Below are 20,485 nucleotides of genomic sequence, written 5' to 3' on the forward strand. Positions count from 1 at the left end.
GCCGCCGTTCGCGGCCACCGTTCCTACACGGCCCCCGCTCCTGTGAGCGACCGCACCTCGGTCTCGGCGTGCTTGGCCTCGTCGGCGACCTCCGCCGAGGTGACCGTGCCGAGCCAGCCCGCGACGAAGCCCAGCGGGATGGAGACCAGACCGGGGTTCTGCAGCGGGAAGTACTGGAAGTCGACGCCGGGGAAAAGCGATTCGGGGCTGCCGGACACGACGGGCGACAGCAGCACCAGGGCCATGGCCGGGATCAGCCCGCCGTAGACGGACCAGACGGCCCCCCTAGTGGTGAACCCGCGCCAGAACAGCGAGTAGAGCAGCACGGGCAGGTTCGCGGACGCGGCGACGGCGAAGGCCAGACCCACCAGGAAGGCGACGTTGAGGTCACGGGCCAGCAGGCCCAGGGCGATCGCGATCACACCGATCCCCACGGCAGCGGACCTGGCCACAGCTACCTCGCTGTGCGGCTTGGCCCGCCGACGCCTCAGCGAGGCGTACAGATCGTGAGCGACAGAGGCCGAGGAGGCGAGCGTGATGCCGGCGACCACGGCGAGGATGGTGGCGAAGGCGACGGCGGCGACGATCGCGAACAGAACCGTTCCTCCCGTGGAGTCGGCGCCACCGCCCAGGTCGAGGGCCAGGAGGGGGACCGCCGTGTTCCCGGCCGCGTTCGATCCTCGTACCGCCTCGGGGCCCACGATCGCCGCGGCGCCGAAGCCGAGGACGATCGTCATCAGATAGAAGCCGCCGATGAGCCCGATCGACCAGACCACCGAACGCCGTGCGGCGCGTGCCGTGGGCACGGTGTAGAAGCGGGACAGGATGTGTGGCAACCCTGCCGTACCCAGTACGAGCGCGAGCCCCAGGCTGATGAAGTCCAAGCGGGCGGTCCAGTCCCCGCCGTACTTCAGACCGGGTGCAAGGAACGACTCGCCATGGCCGCTGCGCTCCGCCGCCGTGAGCAACAGCTGGTCGAAGTCGCCGTGGAACCGCACCAGCACGAGCACCGTCAACGTGACGGTCCCGCCGAGCAGCAGGACGGCCTTGACGATCTGGATCCATGTCGTGGCCCGCATCCCTCCCAGGGACACATAGATCACCATGAGCGCCCCGACTGCGATGACGGTCCAGGACTGCGCCGCCTCACTGGTGCCCCCGAGCAGCAGTGCGACCAGGCTGCCCGCGCCCACCATCTGGGCCACCAGATACAGAACGGACACGGTGACCGAGGAAGTTCCCGCCGCGATCCGCACCGGCCGCTCACTCATCCGCGCGGCGATCACGTCGGCGAGGGTGAACCGCCCGCAGTTGCGCACCAGTTCGGCGACGAGGAACAGCACCACCAGCCAGGCCACCAGGAAGCCCACCGAGTAGAGCATCCCGTCGTACCCGAAGAGCGCGATGAGCCCGGAGATACCGAGGAAGGACGCGGCCGACATGTAGTCGCCCGCGATGGCAAAACCATTCTCCATGGGCGAGAACAACCGCCCGCCGGCGTAGAACTCCTCGGCCGAACCGTGCCGGTGACGGCTCACCCATGTCGTGATCCCCAACGTGACCGCGACGAACCCGCTGAACAGCAACAGCGCCAGAGTCTGGTGGTCCCCCGTCACGACGACGCACCTCCCCGGGCCGTGCGCGTCAGTTCCTGGGTGTCCCACCGCAGTTCGAGCGCGGCCCGGTCCCGGCGCAGCCTCGCGTGCCGTGCATACGCCCAGGTCAACAGGAAAGTGGTGAGGAACTGCCCGAGGCCTGCGAGCATCGCCACGTTCACCGCACCCGCCACGGGCCGCGCCATCAGCCCCGGCGCGCTCGTCGCCGCCACGACATAGGCCACGTACCAGGCGAAGAACCCGATGCCCGCCGGCACCACGAACCTCCGGTACCGGTTGCGCACTTCCCTGAAGGCCGCGCTGCGCTGCACCTCGAGGTAGACCTCGGCCGCCGCCGCGGCCCGTTCCTCACGCTGCCCGCGTGCCGTCGCAGCCGGAGGCACGGGGGTGCCGTCACCTCCCGTCTCGCCCCAGCCGGAGGCAAGCGCGTCGTACCAGGGATCGTCGTACCGCACACCGGCAGACGTCTCGGCGCGGGCCACCTCGGGACCGTCGTGGTTCTCGGCCGAACTCTCGGCATCACCCCCGCTTCCGCGAGGACGAGCGTTGCTTGACTGCATGCCCAAGGATGGACAGAACAGGAAGATCCCCGACCCTCCTTCCCCACGCTCTTCACCCCATCAGGTGATTCATCCCATCGGTGGCCGCACAAGCCCCTTGGCATAGGCATAACGCACCGCCTGCGCTCGGTCCCTGAGACCCGTCTTGGCGAAAAGGTTGTTGATGTGGGTCTTCACCGTGGCGGTGGAGACATGCAGCCTGCGGGCGATTTCCTGGTTGCTCAGCCCGTCGGCGATCAGCGCCAGCACCTCGACTTCCCGGGCGGTGAGTCCGTCGGGCGCCTCGGGTGACACCGGTTGTGGCGGCTCGGGGTCCGACAACCGCTCCAACAGCCGCCGCTGGATGCTCGGCGACAGTCCCGCGTCCCCGGAGAGCACGCTCTGCACGGCCCGCACGATCTCGTCGCCTCCGGCATCCTTGGTGAGATACCCGCGCGCCCCCGCCCTGAGCGCGGGGAACAGTGAATCGTCGTCCGCGAACGTCGTCAGCACCACGACCTGCGTCCCGGGGTGTTCGATCCGGATCCGCCGGGTCGCCTCCACCCCATCGCAGCGCGGCATGCGGAGGTCCATCAGCACGACGTCCGGGGCGAGTTCGGCGACGAGTCTCACCGCCTCCTCCCCGTCCCCGGCGGCGCCCACGACCTCGATCCCGGGCAGGAGGCCGAGCAGCATCACGATGCCTTCGCGGACCACCGTCTGATCGTCGGCGACCACCACCCGCGCGGACTTCGTCTCCACCCCCTCCGTCATGCCGGCACCTTCAACGTCACCACGAACCCTTCGTCGTCCGGCCCGGCGTCCAGCGAACCGCCCAGCAGTTCTGCGCGCTCCCGCATCCCCAGCAGACCGTACCCGGCTCCGGTGGCGGTGAGTTCACCCGGCGAACCGCCCGAGTCCCGCACTACCAGCGTGACTTGGTCCTCACCGTACTCCAGGCGCACCCCCACTTTGGACCCCGGCGCATGCTTGCGGACGTTGGTCAGGGCCTCCTGGGCGACCCTGCGCACGGCCTGCGACGCTTCGGCCGACAGCGGTCGGCGCTCACCCGAAAGGGTGGCTTCGGCTCCGTCGACCGTGCCCACGAGCTGGGCCAGGAAATCCTCCAGTGGGGTCATCTCCCCACGCAGGGCCGACAGCGCCTGCCGGGTCTCGGCGAGACCGTCGCGAGCCATGCCCCGGGCCGCCACCACTCTTTCGAGGATCTGGTCCCGGTCCGCGCCCCGCTCGATCAGCAACCTGGCCGCCTCCAGATGCACGAGCTGTGCCGAGAGGCTGTGCGCCAGCACGTCGTGGATCTCCCGGGCGATCCGGGACCGCTCCGCGAGTGCCGCCGAATCCGCCTCGGCCGCCCGAGCGGCCCGCTCCTGGGTGAGCAGCCGCTGAGCACTGCCTCTGGCCTCGGCGTCCAGCCGGAGGACATAGCCGGCGAGCGCGAGCCCCGTCGTAGTGGCCAGGGTGGTCAGCCACACGTCGTCGTTGACGGCGGCGTAGAGGGCGAGGGCGACCACAGTCACCGGCAGAGCGGCGGCGATCGGCAGCCGCTCCAGGGCGGTGATGGCGCAGCCGCACCACAGGACGAGGGCGACGACCCGGAAGTCGTCGACCTGGGCGACGGCCGCGATCGTAAGGAGGACGCAGTAGAGCGCCAAGGAAGGCCAAAGCCGGTGCGCCAAGGTGGTGCGGAAGAGCGCCCAGGAGACGACCGCGGACAGAAGGACCGCCACCACTGCTCCGAGCACGCCCCAGCCGCGCACATGAGTGCTGCTGAAAGCGCCCCAAAGGAGCATGGCGAGCACGAGCGACCGCGTGACCCAGCCGAGCACACGCCGAGGACGCGTGGCCGCCTCACGTTTGAGTGCCTCCCGGGAGGGCCAGCGGGTCCAGGCGTTCTCCGTCACACACGTTCCTTCCCCGTGGACCGGAACAAGGGCTCACCGTACGCCGGGGCGGGTGAGGTGGCAGGGCGCAGGGAGTTCGCACGCCAGACCAGGATCCCGGAGCGCACCAAGAGGGTGGCCGCCAAGGCGAGCAGCAACGCGGAGGAGTCCTGGTGGACACCGAGTGCCGCGCCAAGCGCGAAGAGGCCGACGCGCAGTCCGATGCCGACGCCCCAGACCGCCCCGCTCGCCTTGGTGCTCTTGCTCCACACCGCACCGTCCGGCTCCGTCCATATGCGGCTCGTCCAGGCCCAGCCGGCCCCGATGGCGAGGCCGGTGAGCAGCTCGACGGTGAGCAGGGCGACCGATGCCGTGCGGTGATGGGCATCTATCAGTCCGGGTTCGCGGAGTGCCACGACGGGGAGCAGCCACCAGCGCCGCCCGGTGTCGATCCGGCTTGCGCGGAACTGCCGGGCGATCACCACGACCACCGCGACCACGATCAGCAACGTGTCGATGAGCCCGGACATCACAGCCTCCGTGAGCGACGAGGAGTCAGTCGGCAGCTGATGCCGCCGACACCTTCGAAGCTACGGAAATCCGCAGGTCGGGAGATCGGAGCCGGGGTGGATCACGGGTGGATTCCCAGGCGGGCGTGCCCTCCACCCATGGGTGGAGACGCTCAGGCCGACAGCCGTCGAACCCACGGGGGTATCAGGCCAGGCCGTCGGGTCGACAGGCGCCAAGTCAAAGCAGTCGAGCTGATAGGCGCCAGGTCAAGGCCGGCGACCTGATAGGCGCCGGTTCGCGGCCGTCGAGTCGACATCGGCCGGGCTCACAGCGGGCCCTCGCCGACCCACGGCCGCCAACGGTGAGACGACCCACCCGCACGAGGGCCAGCCGTACCGCCCGACCACGAAAGCCGGACGGGCGGTACGGGCGGTACGGGCGGCAGACGAAACCGGCCGAAGGCGCAGGCGGGGCTATTGCAGACCGGCCTGAGCCCGCGCAGCGGCTACGCGTCGATGCGCGACCGATCCAAGGTCGCGGCCGATCCCGAGATGAACTCCTTCCGAGGCGCCACGTCGTTCCCCATCAGCAGATCGAAGACCTGCTCGGCGGCCTCCAGGTCGGCGAGGTTGATCCTCCGCAGCGTCCGGTGCCGCGGATCCATCGTCGTCTCGGCCAGTTGGTCGGCGTCCATCTCGCCCAGACCCTTGTACCGCTGGATGGAGTCCTTGTACCGGACGCCCTTGCTCTGGAAGTCCAGCAGCTTCTCGCGCAGCTCACGGTCCGAGTACGTGTAGACGTACTTGTCCTGCCCCTTCTTCGGCTGGACCAGCTCGATCCGGTGCAGCGGCGGCACCGCGGCGAACACCCGGCCCGCCTCGACCATGGGCCGCATGTAGCGCTGGAACAGCGTCAGCAGCAGGCACCTGATGTGCGAGCCGTCGACATCGGCGTCGGTCATCATGATGATCTTGCCGTACCGGGCCGCGTCGATGTCGAAGGTCCGGCCGGATCCCGCTCCTATGACCTGGATGATCGCACCGCACTCGACGTTCTTCAGCATGTCCGTGACGGACGACTTCTGAACGTTGAGGATCTTGCCGCGAATGGGCAGCAGCGCCTGGAACTCGGAGTTCCGGGCGAGCTTCGCGGTGCCGAGCGCAGAGTCGCCCTCGACGATGAACAGCTCGCTGCGGTCCACGTCGTCGCTGCGGCAGTCGGCGAGCTTGGCGGGCAGCGAGGAGGACTCCAGGGCCGTCTTCCGGCGCTGCGCGTCCTTGTGCTGGCGGGCCGCGATGCGCGTGCGGGCGGCGGCGACCGCCTTCTCCATGACGACCCGCGCCTGGGCCGCGGCGTCCCGCTTCGTGGACGTCAGGAAGGCCTTGAGCTCCTTGGCGATCACGGTGTTCACGATGCGGCGGGCCGCGGAGGTACCGAGGACCTCCTTGGTCTGGCCTTCGAACTGCGGTTCCGCCAACCGCACCGTCACCACGGCCGTGAGACCTTCGAGGGCGTCGTCCTTGACGACGTCGTCCTCGGCGACGCGCAGCATCTTCTTGGCGCGCAGAACCTCGTTGAGCGTGCTGGTCACGGCCGTCTCGAAGCCCGCGACGTGGGTGCCGCCCTTCGGGGTGGCAATGATGTTCACGAACGACTTCAGGGTCGTGTCGTATCCCGTGCCCCACCGCATCGCGACGTCGACGTCGAGTTCACGGGTGACCTGGGTGGGAGTCATCTGCCCGTGCTCGTCCAGGACGGGAACGGTCTCCTTGAAGATGCCCTGTCCGGAGAAGCGGAGGACGTCGTTGACCGGCTTGTCGGTGGCCAGGTACTCGCAGAACTCGCTGATACCGCCGTCGAAGCGGAAGGACTCCTCGCCCTTGCTGCCGCCCTCGCCCAGGCCGAACTCGTCGCGGACGACGATGGTCAGGCCGGGGACCAGGAACGCGGTCTGGCGCGCACGCTGGTGGAGGTTCTCCAGGGAGAGCTTGGCGTCCTTGAGGAAGATCTGGCGGTCCGCCCAGTAGCGCACGCGCGTGCCGGTGCGGGTCTTGGGGATCCTCTTGGCCTTGCGCAGGCCGCTCGTGGCGTCGAACTTGGAATCGGGGCCGCCGGCCGCGAAGGCGCCCGGCACACCGCGCCGGAAACTGATCGCGTGCGTGTGGCCGCCGCGGTCCACCTCGACGTCCAGCCGGGCGGACAGGGCGTTCACTACGGAGGCACCCACACCGTGCAGGCCGCCGGAGGCGGCGTACGAGCCCCCGCCGAACTTGCCACCGGCGTGCAGCTTGGTCATGACGACCTCAACGCCGGACAGGCCGGTCTTGGGCTCGACGTCGACCGGGATGCCCCGGCCGTTGTCCCGGACCTCCACCGAGGCGTCGTCGTGGAGGATCACCTCGATGTGGTCGCAGTACCCGCCCAGGGCTTCGTCGACGGAGTTGTCGATGATCTCCCACAGGCAGTGCATCAGACCACGGCTGTCGGTCGAGCCGATGTACATTCCCGGGCGCTTGCGTACGGCCTCGAGCCCTTCGAGGACGAGCAGGTGCCGCGCGGTGTAGTTGGAACCGTCCCGGTCTGCTCCTGCCAGCAGAGCTGTGGACGGCACGGACGTCTCGGCGGTCACGCGGTTCGCTCCTCGCTGAATTTCAGGTGGGGCCCTTCTGGGTAAGGGCGCGGCTTCGGTCGCCGCCAAGAGGGTACCGAGGCCTGGTAGGGCCGGTGTAACGCCACCCTCTGGTGGAACACAGACTAATCCAGAGTCGCATGCCTGTTCGATCCCTCGATGGGGTGAAGTACATATCACGTTCCCTTACAGGCATGAACCATTTAGGCTCCGGGCACGTCCTCATGAACAACCGGCAACCCAGCCGGCCGGACAGACCTTGACCGACAGCGCGAACCCGTAAGACACACAGACACGCAATACGGCACATTCGCCGCCAAACCGGCAGCAGCCGGCCGCCTCGGAGAAATTTCTCTCTGAGTGAAGCCACGAGCGGGAACGTTTTGAGGCTGGTTGGATGTTGACCCTGGTACGACAGCTCGTCGAGCTAGAGAAGAGGCGACGTGACTACTGTTCTGACCCCCGCGAGCCCGCTGACGGCCGCTGATCGCTGCGACCGCTGCGGCGCCCAGGCGTACGTGCGCGTGGTCCTGCTCAGCGGCGGAGAACTGCTCTTCTGCGCCCACCACGGTCGCAAGTTCGAGCCGGAACTCAAGAAGATCGCCGCTGAGATACAGGACGAGACGGAGCGGCTGACGTCCGTTCCGGTATCCGCCGAAGAAGAGCGCTGACACCTCGCGTCCACGACGAGCCAGCTCCGGCACAGGCCGGCACGAGGGCGGTCATCCCTGCTCAGGGAGACCGCCCTCGCTCATGGCCGCAGGAGGCACTCGGCGCCGCTGAGGCACTCTCAAGCGATCCCGTGGCGTCCGTCTGTCCCGTTGGCGCCATCCCAGTCCAACGTCCGCATGACATCGGACACACGGGCGTAGACGCCGGGCCAGCCCGCTCGCCCGCAGCCGCTGCCCCAGGACACGAGCCCGATCAGCTTTCCCCCGGCGACCAGCGGCCCACCGCTGTCCCCCTGGCAGGCGTCACGACCGCCCCGCTCCTCCCCGGCGCACAGCATGCTGTCGGCGAGATAGGTGCCGTCACCGCTTCCCGGATATGCCTCCTTGCAGCGCGCGTCGGGCTGTACGTGCACGCGTGCCGCCCGCAGACTGCGCGCGTAGTCACCGCCACTCGTGATGTCCCCCCAGCCATAGACCATGGCGCGGGTTCCCGGCTCGTAGGCGGGATCGCCGGCTGCCGCCATGGTGATGACCGCATTCTGCGGCAACGGCTCGGCGAGGGTGAGGACCGCGAAGTCGCCCGAGTTGCTTTCCGGGTCGTAGCCCGGATTCACCCAGGCCTCGCGTATGGCGATCTCCGCGCCCTGCTCCGAGAGGAGGTCCGTACGGCCCGCGGTGACACGGAGGTCACGCACCTGCTCCGGCGGCGCTCCCAGGACGTCCTCGCCCATGCAGTGGGCCGCGGTGAGCACCGTGGTCCGGCCGACGGCGACACCGCCACAGAACTGGCCGGCGCGCGTACCCCCGAACCGGTCACGGCTGGACAGGGCCACGGTCCAGGGCGCCGTGGACACATCGACCGGGAATCCCCCGACGACGACGCTGTCGGCGGCCACGGGGGCGGCCGACACCAGTGGTATGGCCGCCGCAACCGCCGCCAGAACCAGCGGCCGGGCCAGCGCCCGGGCAATGGGACTTCGCATACATGCTCCTCACTCCGGGTGGTGATCGGAAACCCAGAGTCACGCAGCGGGCATGTGTGCGCAGCACGAAGGCCCGGCCCCTGAAGAGGGACCGGGCCTTCCACGTCGTAGGACTACGACCTAGTCGAGGTAGTCGCGCAGCACCTGCGAACGCGACGGGTGACGCAGCTTCGACATGGTCTTCGACTCGATCTGGCGGATGCGCTCACGCGTGACGCCGTACACCTTGCCGATCTCGTCGAGGGTCTTCGGCTGACCGTCGGTGAGACCGAAGCGCATCGAGACAACGCCCGCTTCACGCTCGGACAGGGTGTCGAGGACCGAGTGCAGTTGCTCTTGGAGAAGCGTGAAGCTGACCGCGTCGGCCGGGACGACGGCCTCGGAGTCCTCGATGAGGTCACCGAACTCGCTGTCGCCGTCCTCACCCAGGGGGGTGTGCAGGGAGATGGGCTCGCGGCCGTACTTCTGGACCTCGATGACCTTCTCGGGGGTCATGTCGAGTTCCTTGGCCAGCTCCTCCGGAGTGGGCTCGCGGCCCAGGTCCTGGAGCATCTGGCGCTGCACGCGCGCGAGCTTGTTGATGACCTCGACCATGTGCACCGGGATGCGGATGGTTCGGGCCTGGTCGGCCATGGCGCGGGTGATCGCCTGACGGATCCACCAGGTGGCGTACGTGGAGAACTTGTAGCCCTTGGTGTAGTCGAACTTCTCCACCGCGCGGATCAGACCGAGGTTGCCCTCCTGGATGAGGTCCAGGAAGAGCATGCCGCGGCCGGTGTAGCGCTTGGCCAGGGAGACCACCAGACGGAGGTTGGCCTCCAGGAGGTGGTTCTTGGCGCGGCGGCCGTCCTCGGCGATGATCTCCAGCTCGCGCTTGAGCTTCGGCGCCAGCTTGTCGGCGTTGGCCAGCTTGTCCTCGGCGAAAAGGCCGGCCTCGATGCGCTTGGCGAGCTCGACCTCCTGCTCGGCGTTGAGCAGCGGGACCTTGCCGATCTGCTTGAGGTAGTCCTTGACGGGGTCAGCGGTGGCGCCGGCGACGGCGACCTGCTGCGCAGGCGCGTCGTCCTCGTCGTCGTCGGAGAGGACGAAGCCCTTGTTCTCGGCCCCCTCCTCTTCCTCCTCGCCAGGCTTGATCTCTTCGAGGACCTCGTCCTCGACGGCCTCGGCGTCGTCTTTCTTGGCGGTCGTCTTCTTCGCCGCCGCCGCGGTCTTCTTGGTGGCGACGGTCTTCTTCGCGGCCGCCTTCTTGGTGGCGACCGCCTTCTTGGCAGCGGCCTTCGCGGGCACTTCACCCTCGACGGCGGGCTCGGCGGCGGGAGCCGCCGGGGTTGCGGTGGCGGTGGCCTTCTTCGTGGTCACCGTCTTCGCCGCGACCGTCTTGGTGGCGGTGCGCTTGGCCGGACTCTTCGCTGCGACGCTCTTTCGGGTGCGCTTGGGCTCCGCGGCACTGACCATCAGCGTCACACCCTCTTCCTCGAGGATCTGGTTGAGGCTGCGCAGTACGTTCTTCCACTGAGTGGCCGGAATCTGGTCAGCTTCGAAGGCCCGACGCACGTCATCGCCGGCGATCTGCCCCTCAGCCTTTCCCCGCTCAATGAGAGCCATGACAGAGACGGACTCGGCGATCTCAGGCGGGAGCGTACGGGATGTGCTGGCCGACACGAACAACCTCTCGGAACGTTGGAAAACGGCTTCCGGCCCCGTCCATGGCGGACAGGAGCCGACCACCGGCCGGGGAGTGGCCGACGGCGCGGGCGGGGGCCGGGAAGATGCACAGCGCCTGAAACGGCGTCCGTATTCCCTCCGCGGCTGTCACCTCTTAGGTCATCGCGCTGCTCCCACAAGCGTTACGCCCAATCTCCGTGGCCCGAGTCACACCCCGTAAGCAACCAAAAGCTGTCAGATATGGACAGACAAGGTCACCAGCCTCCCCGACCAGCGACGCCCGGAGGTGCTGTCACCACGCCGCGCCGTCGGACCCCGCAGGATCAACGGTGATCCTGCGGGGTCCGACGGAAGCGGTTCGACGGCCGAACGATGCCGCAGGAGGGGAAGGACATCCTCGACCGCGCCGCCCGCTGTGCGCGGTCAGTGCTCGCGCGGCGCGGGCACCACACGCTCCACCTCGGGATGGACGGTGAGCAGTTGGCGCATGGCGGCCTCGGCGCCCGCTCCGTCGCCGGCGGCGAGGGCGTCGGCGATCCGGCCGTGGTGCGCGAGCGACGACTCGTTCGGCCGGTCACAGCCGGTCACCGGGCCTCCGGAAACCTGAAGGGCGGCCGAGACGATCCCGGAAAGGTGCTCCAGCATGCGATTGCCCGCCACCTGGATCAGCAGGGAGTGGAACTCGGCGTCGGCCCGGGAGAAGGTGAGCGCGTCACCCTGCCCCATGGCGTGCCCCATGATCTCGACCATGTCGCCGAGGCGCTGCTGGACGTCCTCACGGCCATGTCCGGCGGCCAGACGCGCTGCCAGCGGCTCGATCGTCCAGCGCAGCTCGCTCAGCTCACGGCGCTGGTCGTCGCGCTGCGGCCCGAAGGCCCGCCACTCGATGATGTCCGGGTCCAGGAGGTTCCAGTCACTGACGGGGCGTACGCGCGTGCCGACGTTCGGGCGGGCACTGACCAGGCCCTTGGCCTCCAGGACGCGGAGCGACTCTCGGACGACGGTACGGGAGACCTCGAAGCGCTGGCCGATCTCCTCGGGGACCAGCGGCCGGTCGGCTCCCAGGTCACCGGAGACGATCATCTGGCCCAGCTGCTGGACGAGTTGGCCGTGCAGTCCGCGCCCGCGACTGCCTGCGGCACGTCGGCCCACGCGGCCCAGCTCCGGTTCCGAGCCGTCCCAGACGGAGGCTCCGACGCGGTCGGCGGCCGGGGCCCCGGCGTAGGGGTAGCGGTCGAGTTCGCCCGGGCCGGCCAGACCGGAGTCGGCGGTGCGGGCGGCGGTCATCATGGTGTGCGCAAGGGTACTCACGGATCCTTTGTCGGCGTCGCCTCCAACTCCCTTGAGGTCTTTGGTGAAAAGCACACGAAAGGGTGATCGCTCACCCCGTCGCAATTGACGCCTTATCGGAAAGAAATGCGCTTTCGTCGGGGAGTTGTGCGCAGGTCGGGACCGGAAGGGCACGGACGGTCGTCATCGGGCCCTGCTGCGCAGGGTCGTGAGCAGATATGCGCAGAGCAGGGCGGTCAGCGACAACGTCAGCGCGCCGCCCACAGGTTGGGCGATCACACGCACCGCTCCGGCCAGATAGCGCTCTCCACCGAGGGGCCACTGCAGCAGGAAGACCTCCCGCAGCCGTGCGGGCAGCCCTGCCGCCGCTCGCACGGACGCTCCTTCCAGGGCTTTCTGTACGAGGGGTACGACGACGACGGGCACCGCGACCACCGCCGCGAGCCCGGCCGTGGTGGACCGGAAGATGCCGGCGGCCAGGACACCGGCCCAGGCGCACCCGACCACTAGTCCGAACCAACTCGCGCCCAATGCCAACCAGTCGGCGGGAACTTCCGTGAGCTCTTGTCCGTAGACGAGATAGAGCAATTCGGCGTCGCAGCCCAGCGTGAGGAAGGCCAGCAGCAGCGCGGTGGCCGCGGCGACGACGAGTTTTGCGGTGAGCAGCCCCAGCCGACGGGGCACAGTGCCGCGGTCCGTGGCCAGGGCGGGGTGGCGGAACTCATCGCCGAACGCGAGCGCGCCGAGCAGTCCCGCTCCAAGTGCCGCCGGAGGCAGCGGCAGTTCCCTGGGCCACGCGGCCAGCAGGCGCGCCTGCGGAGTGTGGCCGATTCCTGCCAGGAGCAGGGCGGTGAGGGCGGACGTGACGAGTACGGCAGCGCCGGTGAGGAAACCAGTGCCGATTCCTGCCGCGCGACGCAGTTCATAGCGCAGGGGCCGCAAAGGGCTGGGTGCGGACCTGACAGAGATGGGGGGCGGGAGGGGGGACAGGGGGGCGGGGGCCCTGGAGGCCGTGGCGGGACTCGACACAGCGGGACCGCTTCCTGCCGTCGGGCTGACATGGCTGGCCCGACTCGTGTGCGGCGCCTGGTCTTCGTTCGCTTTCGGACTGGCGTGCACGACCAGGTCATCCCGCATTTCCGGTCCGCTCTGCGCTTCGGGGCCGCCGTGGGTCTCTTCGCCGCCCCGCGGCTCCGTCTCTGTGACGTCCGCCTGCGGGTGCTGGGCCGCCTGGATGGCCTCGCCGGGAAGCGGGCCCGCGCCCGGGCCCATGTCGCCGGTCTCGTCGGCGAGTTGGTGGACCAGGACGCCGTGCCGGAACGCGGTCTCGCCGACGTCGGCACAGGTACTGCCGTACACGGACAGACGATTGCCGCCCTCCCGGACCACTTCGACGGAACGGTGTGCGGTGCGGGCCTCCTTCGCGAGCAGCGCGGCGAGACGGGCGGCGTGAGGGGTGCGGACCGCGACACGGGGCCGCAGCCTGGTGCGGGCGAACTCCGCGGCTTCCTGGTCGGCGACGAGTCTGCCCTGTTCGAGCGTGACGACGCGATCTGCGGCGCGCGCGGCCTCTTTGGGCTCGGGCGTGGTGAACAGGACCGTGCCGCCCTGGTCTGCGTGCGCCCGCAGCATGCCGTGCAGCCAGTGGCTCTCGCGGGTGGAAAGCCCGTCGGCCGGATCGTCCAGTACGAGTGTGTGGGGGTCCGACAACAGGGCACAGGCCAGGCCCAGGCGGCGGTCCATACCGCGCGACAGGGTGCCGAGCCGCTCGTCGCGCAGGCTGACAAGGCCCACCACTTCGAGCACCTCGTCGGCACGCCGGACCGGCACGCCTGCCGCGGCGCACAGCATGCGGAGGTGGCCGCGGACCGTGCGCGCGGGATGGCCCGGCACATCGCCCATGAGTACGCCGACCTCGCGCGAGGGATGCGCGATGCGGTGCAGTGGGCGACCCCTGAAGTAGGTGATGCCACGGCCCTGCTGGAGTTCGAGCATCAGTCTGAGCGCCGAGGTCTTGCCCGCGCCCGTCGCCCCGAGAAGCGCGGTGACGCGGCCCGCACGGGCTTCGAAGGACACGTCGTCGACCGCGGGCGGGAGGTCCTTGCGGGAGTTGCTGGTCAGTCCGAAGGCCTGGATCACCCGTAGCAAGATAGCGCGTTATGTCCGCTTTGCTGGCGTATCACACTTCGGGGCGCAGCATCGGAGGATTGAGAAGAGTGGCGCCACCGGCCCGGAAGAGCTGGGCAGGGCGGCCGCCCTGTCGTGTGGTCGTACCGCCGGTGGGGACCAGGAAGCCCGGTGTGCCCGTCACCTTGCGGTGAAAGTTGCGCGGGTCCAGTGCCACGCCCCACACCGCCTCGTAGACGCGACGCAGTTCGCCGACGGTGAACTCGGGCGGGCAGAACGCGGTGGCCAGCGACGAGTACTCGATCTTGGAGCGGGCGCGCTCCACCCCGTCCGACAGGATCTGCGCATGGTCGAAGGCGAGCGGCGCGAGCGGCTCCCCGTCCCGGCCGTAACCACCCTGCTGCAACAGTTCCTCGACGGGCGCCCAGCGCGCGTTGCTCGCATCGCCGCCCGCGCGAGGGGCAGGCAGGTCGGGGGCGAGCGCGAGGTGCGCGACGCTCACCACACGCATTCTGGGATCACGCTTGGGGTCGCCGTAGGTCGCGAGCTGTTCCAGGTGGGCTCCGTTGTCCTGGACGGGGACGGCCGCGTCGTGTGCGCGCAGCCCCGTCTCCTCGGCCAGCTCGCGGGCCGCGGCCTGCGCCAGATCCTCGTCGGCCCTTACGAAGCCGCCGGGAAGCGCCCAGCGTCCCTGGAACGGCGGCTCACCCCTGCGCACCGCGAGCGCGCACAAGGCGTGGCGTCGCACGGTCAGTACGACCAGGTCCACGGTGACAGCGAAGGGCGGAAAGGCTGACGGGTCGTAGGGCATGCGGCGATCATAGTCGTCTGCCTGACGATAAACACTCCCTTCGCCGGCCGCATCGACGGTTGATCCACTCCGGCCCGGAACGTGTCCGGTCCCTCGCTCCCGGCCACTGCCGGATGCGGTGTCGTTCGAGGTCATGAGCCCAGTTGCAGGCCTTCGGCGGCTTCCTCGACCATGGCGAGTCCGAGCCTGCTGACGCGCACGGAGAAGGGGGCACCCGCGATCCTCAGCCCGGTCAGACCGATCTCGCCGAGAGACGCATTGCGCACGGGGCGCAGCGTGACTGTTCCCGCCGGGGCGTCGGGGCGGATTCCCGCGATAGTGCTCAGCAACAGGACTCCGGCGGCCGCCGATGTGGCCGCAGGACGGCAGGCCGCGGGGTGCGGAAGGGGAGCGCTCCCCTCGGTGCGCTGTTCGCCGTCGTACATCTCGGGGAGCCGGTGGTTGAAGGTCTCGGCCGCCGCAAGCAGACCCCGCAGGAGCGAGCCCGCCTCCTTCTCGTATCCGGTAGCGGCCAGGCCCGCGACGGCGACCGCTGTCTCGTGGACTCTCACGGCTCCGGTGCGGTGGCCGAACGAGTTGTATCCCGCCTCCTTGGTGCCCAGTCCGCGCAACCCCCAGCCCGAGTCCATGGCGTCGAGCAGTCCCGGCGAATGGCGGCGGACCGGAAACGTGACCCGGCGGCATAGGTGGGACCATCCGCGCGCGACACGTTTCCAGCGGTCGTTCACCCCTCCCCCTCGGTGGCTCCACCTCCGGGTCGCGTGCCCTCGGGGCGGCGCACGTCGTCCTTGCCGGTGGTGCGGCGGCGAACAGCGCCGGGGCGCGTACCGCCGGCCGACCGGGAGCGCGGTCGGGATTCCTCCGCACCGGACGGTCGTCCTTCCGCATCCGCATCCGCGTCCGTGGGATGCGGTCGGGCGTCGACGCGAGCGCTGGAACGTGTCCGCTTGCGTCGGCGCGAGGCCGTGCCGGGCGCGGCCGACGCCCCATCGGTGCCGGTCGGGCACGACGCCACAGTCCGCGGCATTGTCCCTTCGGCACGAGACGGGCACGCCGACAGCGCCCTGTCGGATCCAGGCGGGGATACCGCCTGACTCGCTTCAGAATCGGCTGCGTTCGGTGGGACCAGGTTGTCGGACATCTCCGCGTCGACGGACTGCGCGGCTTCCGCCCGCCCGCGCGCCTCGCGCCCTTCGCGTTCCGCGCGCAGGCAGCGGCGGATCGACTCCGGGTCCAGACCCTCGTTGCAGGCCTGGTGCAGGAGGCGGGCGAACAGGTAGCCGGGGTCCGCGCCGAGGGCCATGGCCAGCGCTTCCCTGGCCTCGATCTCATCGCCGGCCGACCACGCGACCCAACCGGCCAGGGTGAGCGGCGCCGCCGCATGTTCGCCGTAGGGCCCGACGCAACGGCGGGCCAGTGCGCGCCACAGCCTCAGGGCCGGTCCCACTTCCTCTGCCTCCATCCACTCGGCGGCGCGGTCCCGGGTCGTACGGTCCTGCAGGCCGAGAATGAGTTCCGCCGCCTCTTCGTGCCCCAGCAGTTCGTCGTCGCGCAGGTCCGCCTGGAGGGCGCCCGACACGGGCGGCGCCTCGCCGAGGCGCGTCATGGTCCGCCTGGCCAGGCGGACCGTCTCCTCGGCCACGTCCGCCCGGCTCTTCAGGTCGAGCATCCTGGGCACCAGGGACATGCCCGCGGTGTCCAAGGCGATTTCCTGCTCCAGCGCGGCCGCGGTCTCCCAGGGCTGCAACCTGGCTCGCAATTCGCGAAGTGTGCCCCGAACCTGCAGCCCCGCGTACGTGGCCGCGGCGGCGAGCACGGATGTGCCGGGCAGACCCATCGGAAGACCCTCCGCGGGGCAGCATTCCTCGCTCGGACAACAGTACGACCAATAGTGGCCGTCGGAGATGCACAATGCCTCGATCACAGGAACGTCGAGCCGACCGCACTCCGTGCGCAGCAGCCCGGCGAGCGGGGCGAGCCGTTCCGTGATCTGCCGGCCGGTCTCACCGCCCGCCGGTTCCTGGCAGAGGTAGGCCACCATCTGCTCGGGGCGGGCGCCCCTGCGTTCGCTGCCGGTGATCAGTCCGTGGGCCAACTGCCGCGCCACGGCCGCCCAGTCGTCCTTGTTCGCGGGAATGCCGAGCCGGGCCCGTCCGCCGAACCGGCCGCGTCCGCCCCGGTCGTGCAGGGCGACCAGAACGATGCTGTCCTCGGGCCGATAGCCGAGCAGGTACGGCAGAGCGTCGGCCAGTTCACCCGGCGTCCGCAGAGTGACCTGGTGTTCGGCACCGTGTGCCTCGAACCCGACGCGATCGCCGATCCCCGAGCCACCGCTCTCCTGCCCGTCACTGCCCCGGCCGCCATTGTCGCCGTTTGCTGCCGATCCGGTCGTTTCGCTGTGATTCGTCATGCGCAGACGATCTCGCGGATCGCGAGCTTCCGGTTGCCCCTGTGGATAAGTCCGATCAGGGCCACGACAAACATCGTCCCGCCGTCCACAGCTCGGCCGCCGTGAGGCCCGTTGTCGGAGGTGTCCTGTTGTATGGGGGCATGACGCACACGAGCAAGGCGGAGTTGCGCGAGGCTGCCGACGGGATCCTCGCCCGGCTCGTCGGGGACAGCACCGGATCGGCGCGACTGCGCGAGGACCAGTGGCGGGCGATCGACGCACTGGTCGCCGACAAGCGCCGTGCCCTGGTCGTGCAGCGCACGGGGTGGGGAAAGTCCGCGGTGTACTTCGTGGCGACGGCCCTGCTGCGTGAACGCGGCGCGGGACCCACCGTGATCGTCTCTCCGCTGCTCGCGCTCATGCGCAACCAGGTCGAGGCCGCCGCCCGAGCGGGCATCCGCGCCCGGACCATCAACTCCTCAAATCCCGAGGAATGGGAGACCATCCGCGCCGAGGTCGCCGCGAGCACCGTGGACGTCCTGCTCGTGAGCCCCGAGCGACTCAACAACCCCGACTTCCGCGACAACGTCCTGCCCGAGCTGTCCGCCGCCACCGGCCTTCTCGTCGTCGACGAGGCGCACTGCATCTCCGACTGGGGTCACGACTTCCGCCCCGACTACCGTCGGTTGCGCACCATGCTCACCGACCTCCCGCCTGGCGTCCCGGTGCTCGCCACCACGGCCACGGCCAACGCCCGGGTCACCGCGGACGTGGCGGAGCAACTGGGCACCGGGACCGGCTCGGACGCGCTGGTGCTGCGCGGCCCGCTCGACCGCGAGAGCCTCAGCCTCGCCGTGCTTCAACTTCCTGACGCGGCCCACCGGCTGGCCTGGCTCGCAGATCACCTGGACGACCTGCCGGGCTCCGGGATCATCTACACGCTCACGGTCGCCGCCGCCGAGGAGATCACTGCCTTCCTGCGGCAGTGCGGGCACACCGTCACCTCGTACACCGGAAAAACGGAGAACGCCGAACGCCAGCAGGCCGAGGAGGCCCTTCTCGCGAACAAGGTCAAGGCGCTGGTGGCCACGTCCGCGCTCGGCATGGGGTTCGACAAGCCCGACCTCGGCTTCGTCGTCCATGTCGGCTCACCTTCTTCCCCCATCGCCTACTACCAGCAGGTGGGCCGCGCCGGACGCGGCGTCGAGCATGCCGAGGTACTGCTCCTGCCCGGCCGTGAGGACGAGGCGATCTGGTCCTACTTCGCCTCCGTCGCGTTCCCGCCCGAAGAGGCCGTACGGCGCACCCTCGACGCCCTCGCCCATGCGGAGCGGCCGTTGTCACTGCCCGCGCTCGAACCGCTGGTGGAGCTGAACCGCACCCGCCTGGAGATCATGCTCAAGGTCCTGGACGTGGACGGCGCGGTCCATCGGGTCAAGGGCGGTTGGATCGCCACCGGAGCACCCTGGTCGTACGACACCGAGCGCTACGCCTGGGTCGCCAAGCAGCGTGCCACCGAACAGCAGGCCATGCGCGACTACGCCACCACCACGGACTGCCGCATGGAGTTCCTACGTCGCCAGCTGGACGACGAACAGGCCGCTCCCTGCGGCCGCTGCGACAACTGCGCCGGGCCCCGTTTCACCGCCGCCATCTCCCCGGCCGCCCTGGACACGGCGGGTGGCTCGCTGGCCCGCGCCGGTGTCGTGGTGGATCCCCGCCGCATGTGGCCCACGGGTCTACCGGCCATCGGCGTCGACCTCAAGGGCCGTATCCCGCCCGGCGAACAGGCTTCCCCGGGCCGGGCACTCGGGCGGCTGTCGGACATCGGCTGGGGCAACCGGCTCCGCCCGTTGCTCGCACCACGGACCCCGGACGCCCCAGCCCCCGACGACGTGGCGAACGCCGTCGTGACCGTGCTGGCCGACTGGGCCAAGGCACCCGACGGCTGGGCCTCGGGCGCGCCCGACGCACCGGCCCGGCCGATCGGGGTGGTCACCGTGCCCTCGCGCAGTCGGCCCCAGTTGGTCCACTCGCTCGGGAGCCGGATCTCCGCCGTCGGCCGCATCCCGTTCCTGGGGTCCCTCGCGTACACGGACCACTCCGACGACCTCTCCGTGCCACGGTCCAACAGCGCCCAGCGCCTGCGGGCCCTGCACGGCGCGCTCACCGTGCCCCCGCCCCTGCGAGAGGCGCTGCAGGCCGCCGACGGTCCCGTGCTGCTCGTCGATGACATGACCGAGACCGGCTGGACCCTCGCCGTCGCCGCCCGGTTGCTGTTGCGGTCGGGCGCCCAGGGGGTGCTGCCTCTGGTGCTGGCCGTACGAGGCTGAACAGGCACCGGACACGCGCGTTCCCACTCAGCCCCTTACTGCCTGGCTCCATGGCCTCAGGCATCGATCGGTAAAACACTGGGTAGGGATATAAGCCACGAACCATAAGATTCGGGTCGGCGGCCCCAATTGCTCGTTGCCGCAACCAAGTTCGGCAGGAAGAATTGAGGTCCGCTCCCCGCACGGCTCGTCCGTGGACCGGTAGGGCTCTGCTGCGGTGCGCGCTCCCCCGAACCCGACCCCGCCCGAAGTATGGGCGCGTAGCCGAAGGGAGGACCGTGACCTTCGGATTCGCTCCGTCCTCCGCGGCGTCCACGTCGTCAGCCGACCTGTCCGCCGCATCCGCCAACCCTCTGGCCCGTCTGCTCGAACCCGCCGAGTGGGCCGAGGCCGGTATCCCCTTGCTGCGCAATCCGCGCGAGGTCGTCAGCGGCCTGCACTCCCGGCACCATCCCAAACCGGCGACCGCGATCGTGGCGGTCCTCGACCCGGACGAACGGCTGTGCGCGAGCGCCTCGTTCACGCGGCGCCAGGCACCGGCCGACGGCTGGCTGTTTCGGAACACGCTGCTCGCACAGCTGCGCCGGGTGATCCCGCACGACCTCCGGCGCCGCACCCCGGTACGCACCGCGGTGCTGCTCTACTGCCGTGCGGGCGACGCGCGTTGGACGGAGGAGGACGGCGCGTGGATGTGGGGCCTGCGTGACGCTTGCACCCTGCACGGGCTGCGATGCGGGGCATACATCACGCTGACACGTGACGGCTGGCAGGTACTCGGTGAAGGACGTGGCGGACGCCGCCCCAACGCGGACTCCGCGCCGGAGCCCTTCGCCACGTCCGAGTCACCGCCCTTGCTGCCGCGCACCGGCGGTGCCGCCTCGGAGGTCCTGCGCCGCGCAGCGGCTCGCTGAGAGCCGAGACCACCCTCCATCGCCGCTGCTCGGCCGTACGTCCCCGACGTACGGCCCACCCAGACCCACGATGTCGTGGTAACACCCTGCACGCGGGGCGAGCACATCCC

At 69.9% G+C, this 20,485-nt stretch carries 15 protein-coding genes and 1 pseudogene; 3 read left to right on the forward strand and 13 right to left on the reverse strand.

Annotated features, from left to right (window positions below; translation table 11 throughout):
- Positions 1–23: 23 nt before the first annotated feature.
- From ACI2L1_RS21260 to ACI2L1_RS21285, 6 genes are all read right to left on the reverse strand, one after another.
- Positions 24–1,616, reverse strand: coding sequence for a cation acetate symporter (locus ACI2L1_RS21260; RefSeq protein WP_404740891.1), 1,593 nt, complete (start codon positions 1,614–1,616; stop codon positions 24–26).
- A complete protein-coding gene (locus tag ACI2L1_RS21265; protein WP_404740892.1) occupies positions 1,613–2,176 on the reverse strand; it encodes a DUF485 domain-containing protein in 564 nt (187 codons plus the stop codon). Before ACI2L1_RS21265 ends, ACI2L1_RS21260 begins: the two co-directional genes overlap by 4 nt.
- A 69-nt stretch (positions 2,177–2,245) precedes the next feature.
- Positions 2,246–2,929, reverse strand: coding sequence for a response regulator (locus tag ACI2L1_RS21270; RefSeq protein WP_404740893.1), 684 nt, complete (start codon positions 2,927–2,929; stop codon positions 2,246–2,248).
- Positions 2,926–4,077, reverse strand: coding sequence for a sensor histidine kinase (locus ACI2L1_RS21275; RefSeq protein WP_404740894.1), 1,152 nt, complete (start codon positions 4,075–4,077; stop codon positions 2,926–2,928). The genes ACI2L1_RS21270 and ACI2L1_RS21275 overlap by 4 nt, the downstream gene beginning before the upstream one ends.
- Positions 4,074–4,586 carry a DUF1453 domain-containing protein gene (locus ACI2L1_RS21280; protein WP_404740895.1) on the reverse strand — a complete coding sequence of 171 codons (513 nt, stop codon included), beginning with the start codon at positions 4,584–4,586 and terminating at the stop codon, positions 4,074–4,076. The genes ACI2L1_RS21275 and ACI2L1_RS21280 overlap by 4 nt, the downstream gene beginning before the upstream one ends.
- A gap of 485 nt (positions 4,587–5,071) precedes the next feature.
- On the reverse strand, positions 5,072–7,195 hold the full coding sequence (locus ACI2L1_RS21285) for a type IIA DNA topoisomerase subunit B (RefSeq protein WP_404740896.1): 2,124 nt from the start codon (positions 7,193–7,195) through the stop codon (positions 5,072–5,074).
- Between the two features lie 443 nt (positions 7,196–7,638).
- Between ACI2L1_RS21285 and ACI2L1_RS21290 the strand changes: the two genes are divergently transcribed.
- Positions 7,639–7,866 (forward strand): hypothetical protein, encoded by a 228-nt coding sequence (locus ACI2L1_RS21290; protein WP_404740897.1) that lies wholly within the window; start codon positions 7,639–7,641, stop codon positions 7,864–7,866.
- A 119-nt stretch (positions 7,867–7,985) separates the two neighbouring features.
- Here ACI2L1_RS21290 and ACI2L1_RS21295 read toward each other — a convergent pair whose 3' ends face one another.
- The 7 genes and pseudogenes from ACI2L1_RS21295 to ACI2L1_RS21325 all read right to left on the reverse strand — a co-directional run bounded on the left by ACI2L1_RS21295 (position 7,986) and on the right by ACI2L1_RS21325 (position 17,152).
- Positions 7,986–8,849 carry a serine protease gene (locus ACI2L1_RS21295; RefSeq protein ID WP_404740898.1) on the reverse strand — a complete coding sequence of 288 codons (864 nt, stop codon included), beginning with the start codon at positions 8,847–8,849 and terminating at the stop codon, positions 7,986–7,988.
- 120 nt (positions 8,850–8,969) lie between these two features.
- Positions 8,970–10,511, reverse strand: a complete 1,542-nt coding sequence (locus ACI2L1_RS21300) for an RNA polymerase sigma factor (protein ID WP_404740899.1) — start codon at positions 10,509–10,511, stop codon at positions 8,970–8,972.
- 426 nt (positions 10,512–10,937) lie between these two features.
- Entirely contained in the window at positions 10,938–11,825 is an 888-nt protein-coding gene (locus tag ACI2L1_RS21305; RefSeq protein WP_404740900.1) for a FadR/GntR family transcriptional regulator, read from the reverse strand.
- 162 nt (positions 11,826–11,987) lie between these two features.
- Positions 11,988–13,943, reverse strand: a complete 1,956-nt coding sequence (locus tag ACI2L1_RS21310) for an ATP-binding cassette domain-containing protein (protein WP_404740901.1) — start codon at positions 13,941–13,943, stop codon at positions 11,988–11,990.
- Positions 13,944–13,983: 40 nt separating this feature from the next.
- The gene (locus ACI2L1_RS21315; RefSeq protein WP_404740902.1) at positions 13,984–14,742 is read right to left on the reverse strand and encodes an NUDIX domain-containing protein; all 759 of its coding nucleotides are present in this window, start codon (positions 14,740–14,742) and stop codon (positions 13,984–13,986) included.
- 131 nt (positions 14,743–14,873) lie between these two features.
- Positions 14,874–15,392: pseudogene (locus ACI2L1_RS21320) on the reverse strand (glycogen debranching protein); the annotation flags it as partial.
- A 74-nt stretch (positions 15,393–15,466) separates the two neighbouring features.
- Complete coding sequence (locus ACI2L1_RS21325) at positions 15,467–17,152, reverse strand: DUF4192 domain-containing protein (protein ID WP_404740903.1); 1,686 nt, start codon at positions 17,150–17,152, stop codon at positions 15,467–15,469.
- 140 nt (positions 17,153–17,292) lie between these two features.
- Between ACI2L1_RS21325 and ACI2L1_RS21330 the strand changes: the two genes are divergently transcribed.
- Together ACI2L1_RS21330 and ACI2L1_RS21335 are read left to right on the forward strand one after the other, a co-directional pair.
- Positions 17,293–19,464: a RecQ family ATP-dependent DNA helicase gene (locus ACI2L1_RS21330; protein WP_404740904.1), complete on the forward strand. Its 2,172-nt coding sequence runs from the start codon at positions 17,293–17,295 to the stop codon at positions 19,462–19,464.
- A 278-nt stretch (positions 19,465–19,742) separates the two neighbouring features.
- Positions 19,743–20,375: a hypothetical protein gene (locus tag ACI2L1_RS21335; RefSeq protein WP_404740905.1), complete on the forward strand. Its 633-nt coding sequence runs from the start codon at positions 19,743–19,745 to the stop codon at positions 20,373–20,375.
- Positions 20,376–20,485 lie beyond the last annotated feature (110 nt).

The organism is Streptomyces sp. NPDC019531, assembly GCF_044903305.1.
Classification (GTDB): Bacteria; Actinomycetota; Actinomycetes; order Streptomycetales; family Streptomycetaceae; genus Streptomyces.

Coding starts and splice junctions, on each gene's coding strand:
- ACI2L1_RS21295 (WP_404740898.1), bottom strand. CDS start 8,849: ATGCGAAGTCCCATTGCCCGGGCGCTGGCCCGGCCGCTGGTTCTGGCG.
- ACI2L1_RS21325 (WP_404740903.1), bottom strand. CDS start 17,152: ATGACGAATCACAGCGAAACGACCGGATCGGCAGCAAACGGCGACAAT.
- ACI2L1_RS21270 (WP_404740893.1), bottom strand. CDS start 2,929: ATGACGGAGGGGGTGGAGACGAAGTCCGCGCGGGTGGTGGTCGCCGAC.
- ACI2L1_RS21315 (WP_404740902.1), bottom strand. CDS start 14,742: ATGCCCTACGACCCGTCAGCCTTTCCGCCCTTCGCTGTCACCGTGGAC.
- ACI2L1_RS21280 (WP_404740895.1), bottom strand. CDS start 4,586: ATGTCCGGGCTCATCGACACGTTGCTGATCGTGGTCGCGGTGGTCGTG.
- ACI2L1_RS21265 (WP_404740892.1), bottom strand. CDS start 2,176: ATGCAGTCAAGCAACGCTCGTCCTCGCGGAAGCGGGGGTGATGCCGAG.
- ACI2L1_RS21330 (WP_404740904.1), top strand. CDS start 17,293: ATGACGCACACGAGCAAGGCGGAGTTGCGCGAGGCTGCCGACGGGATC.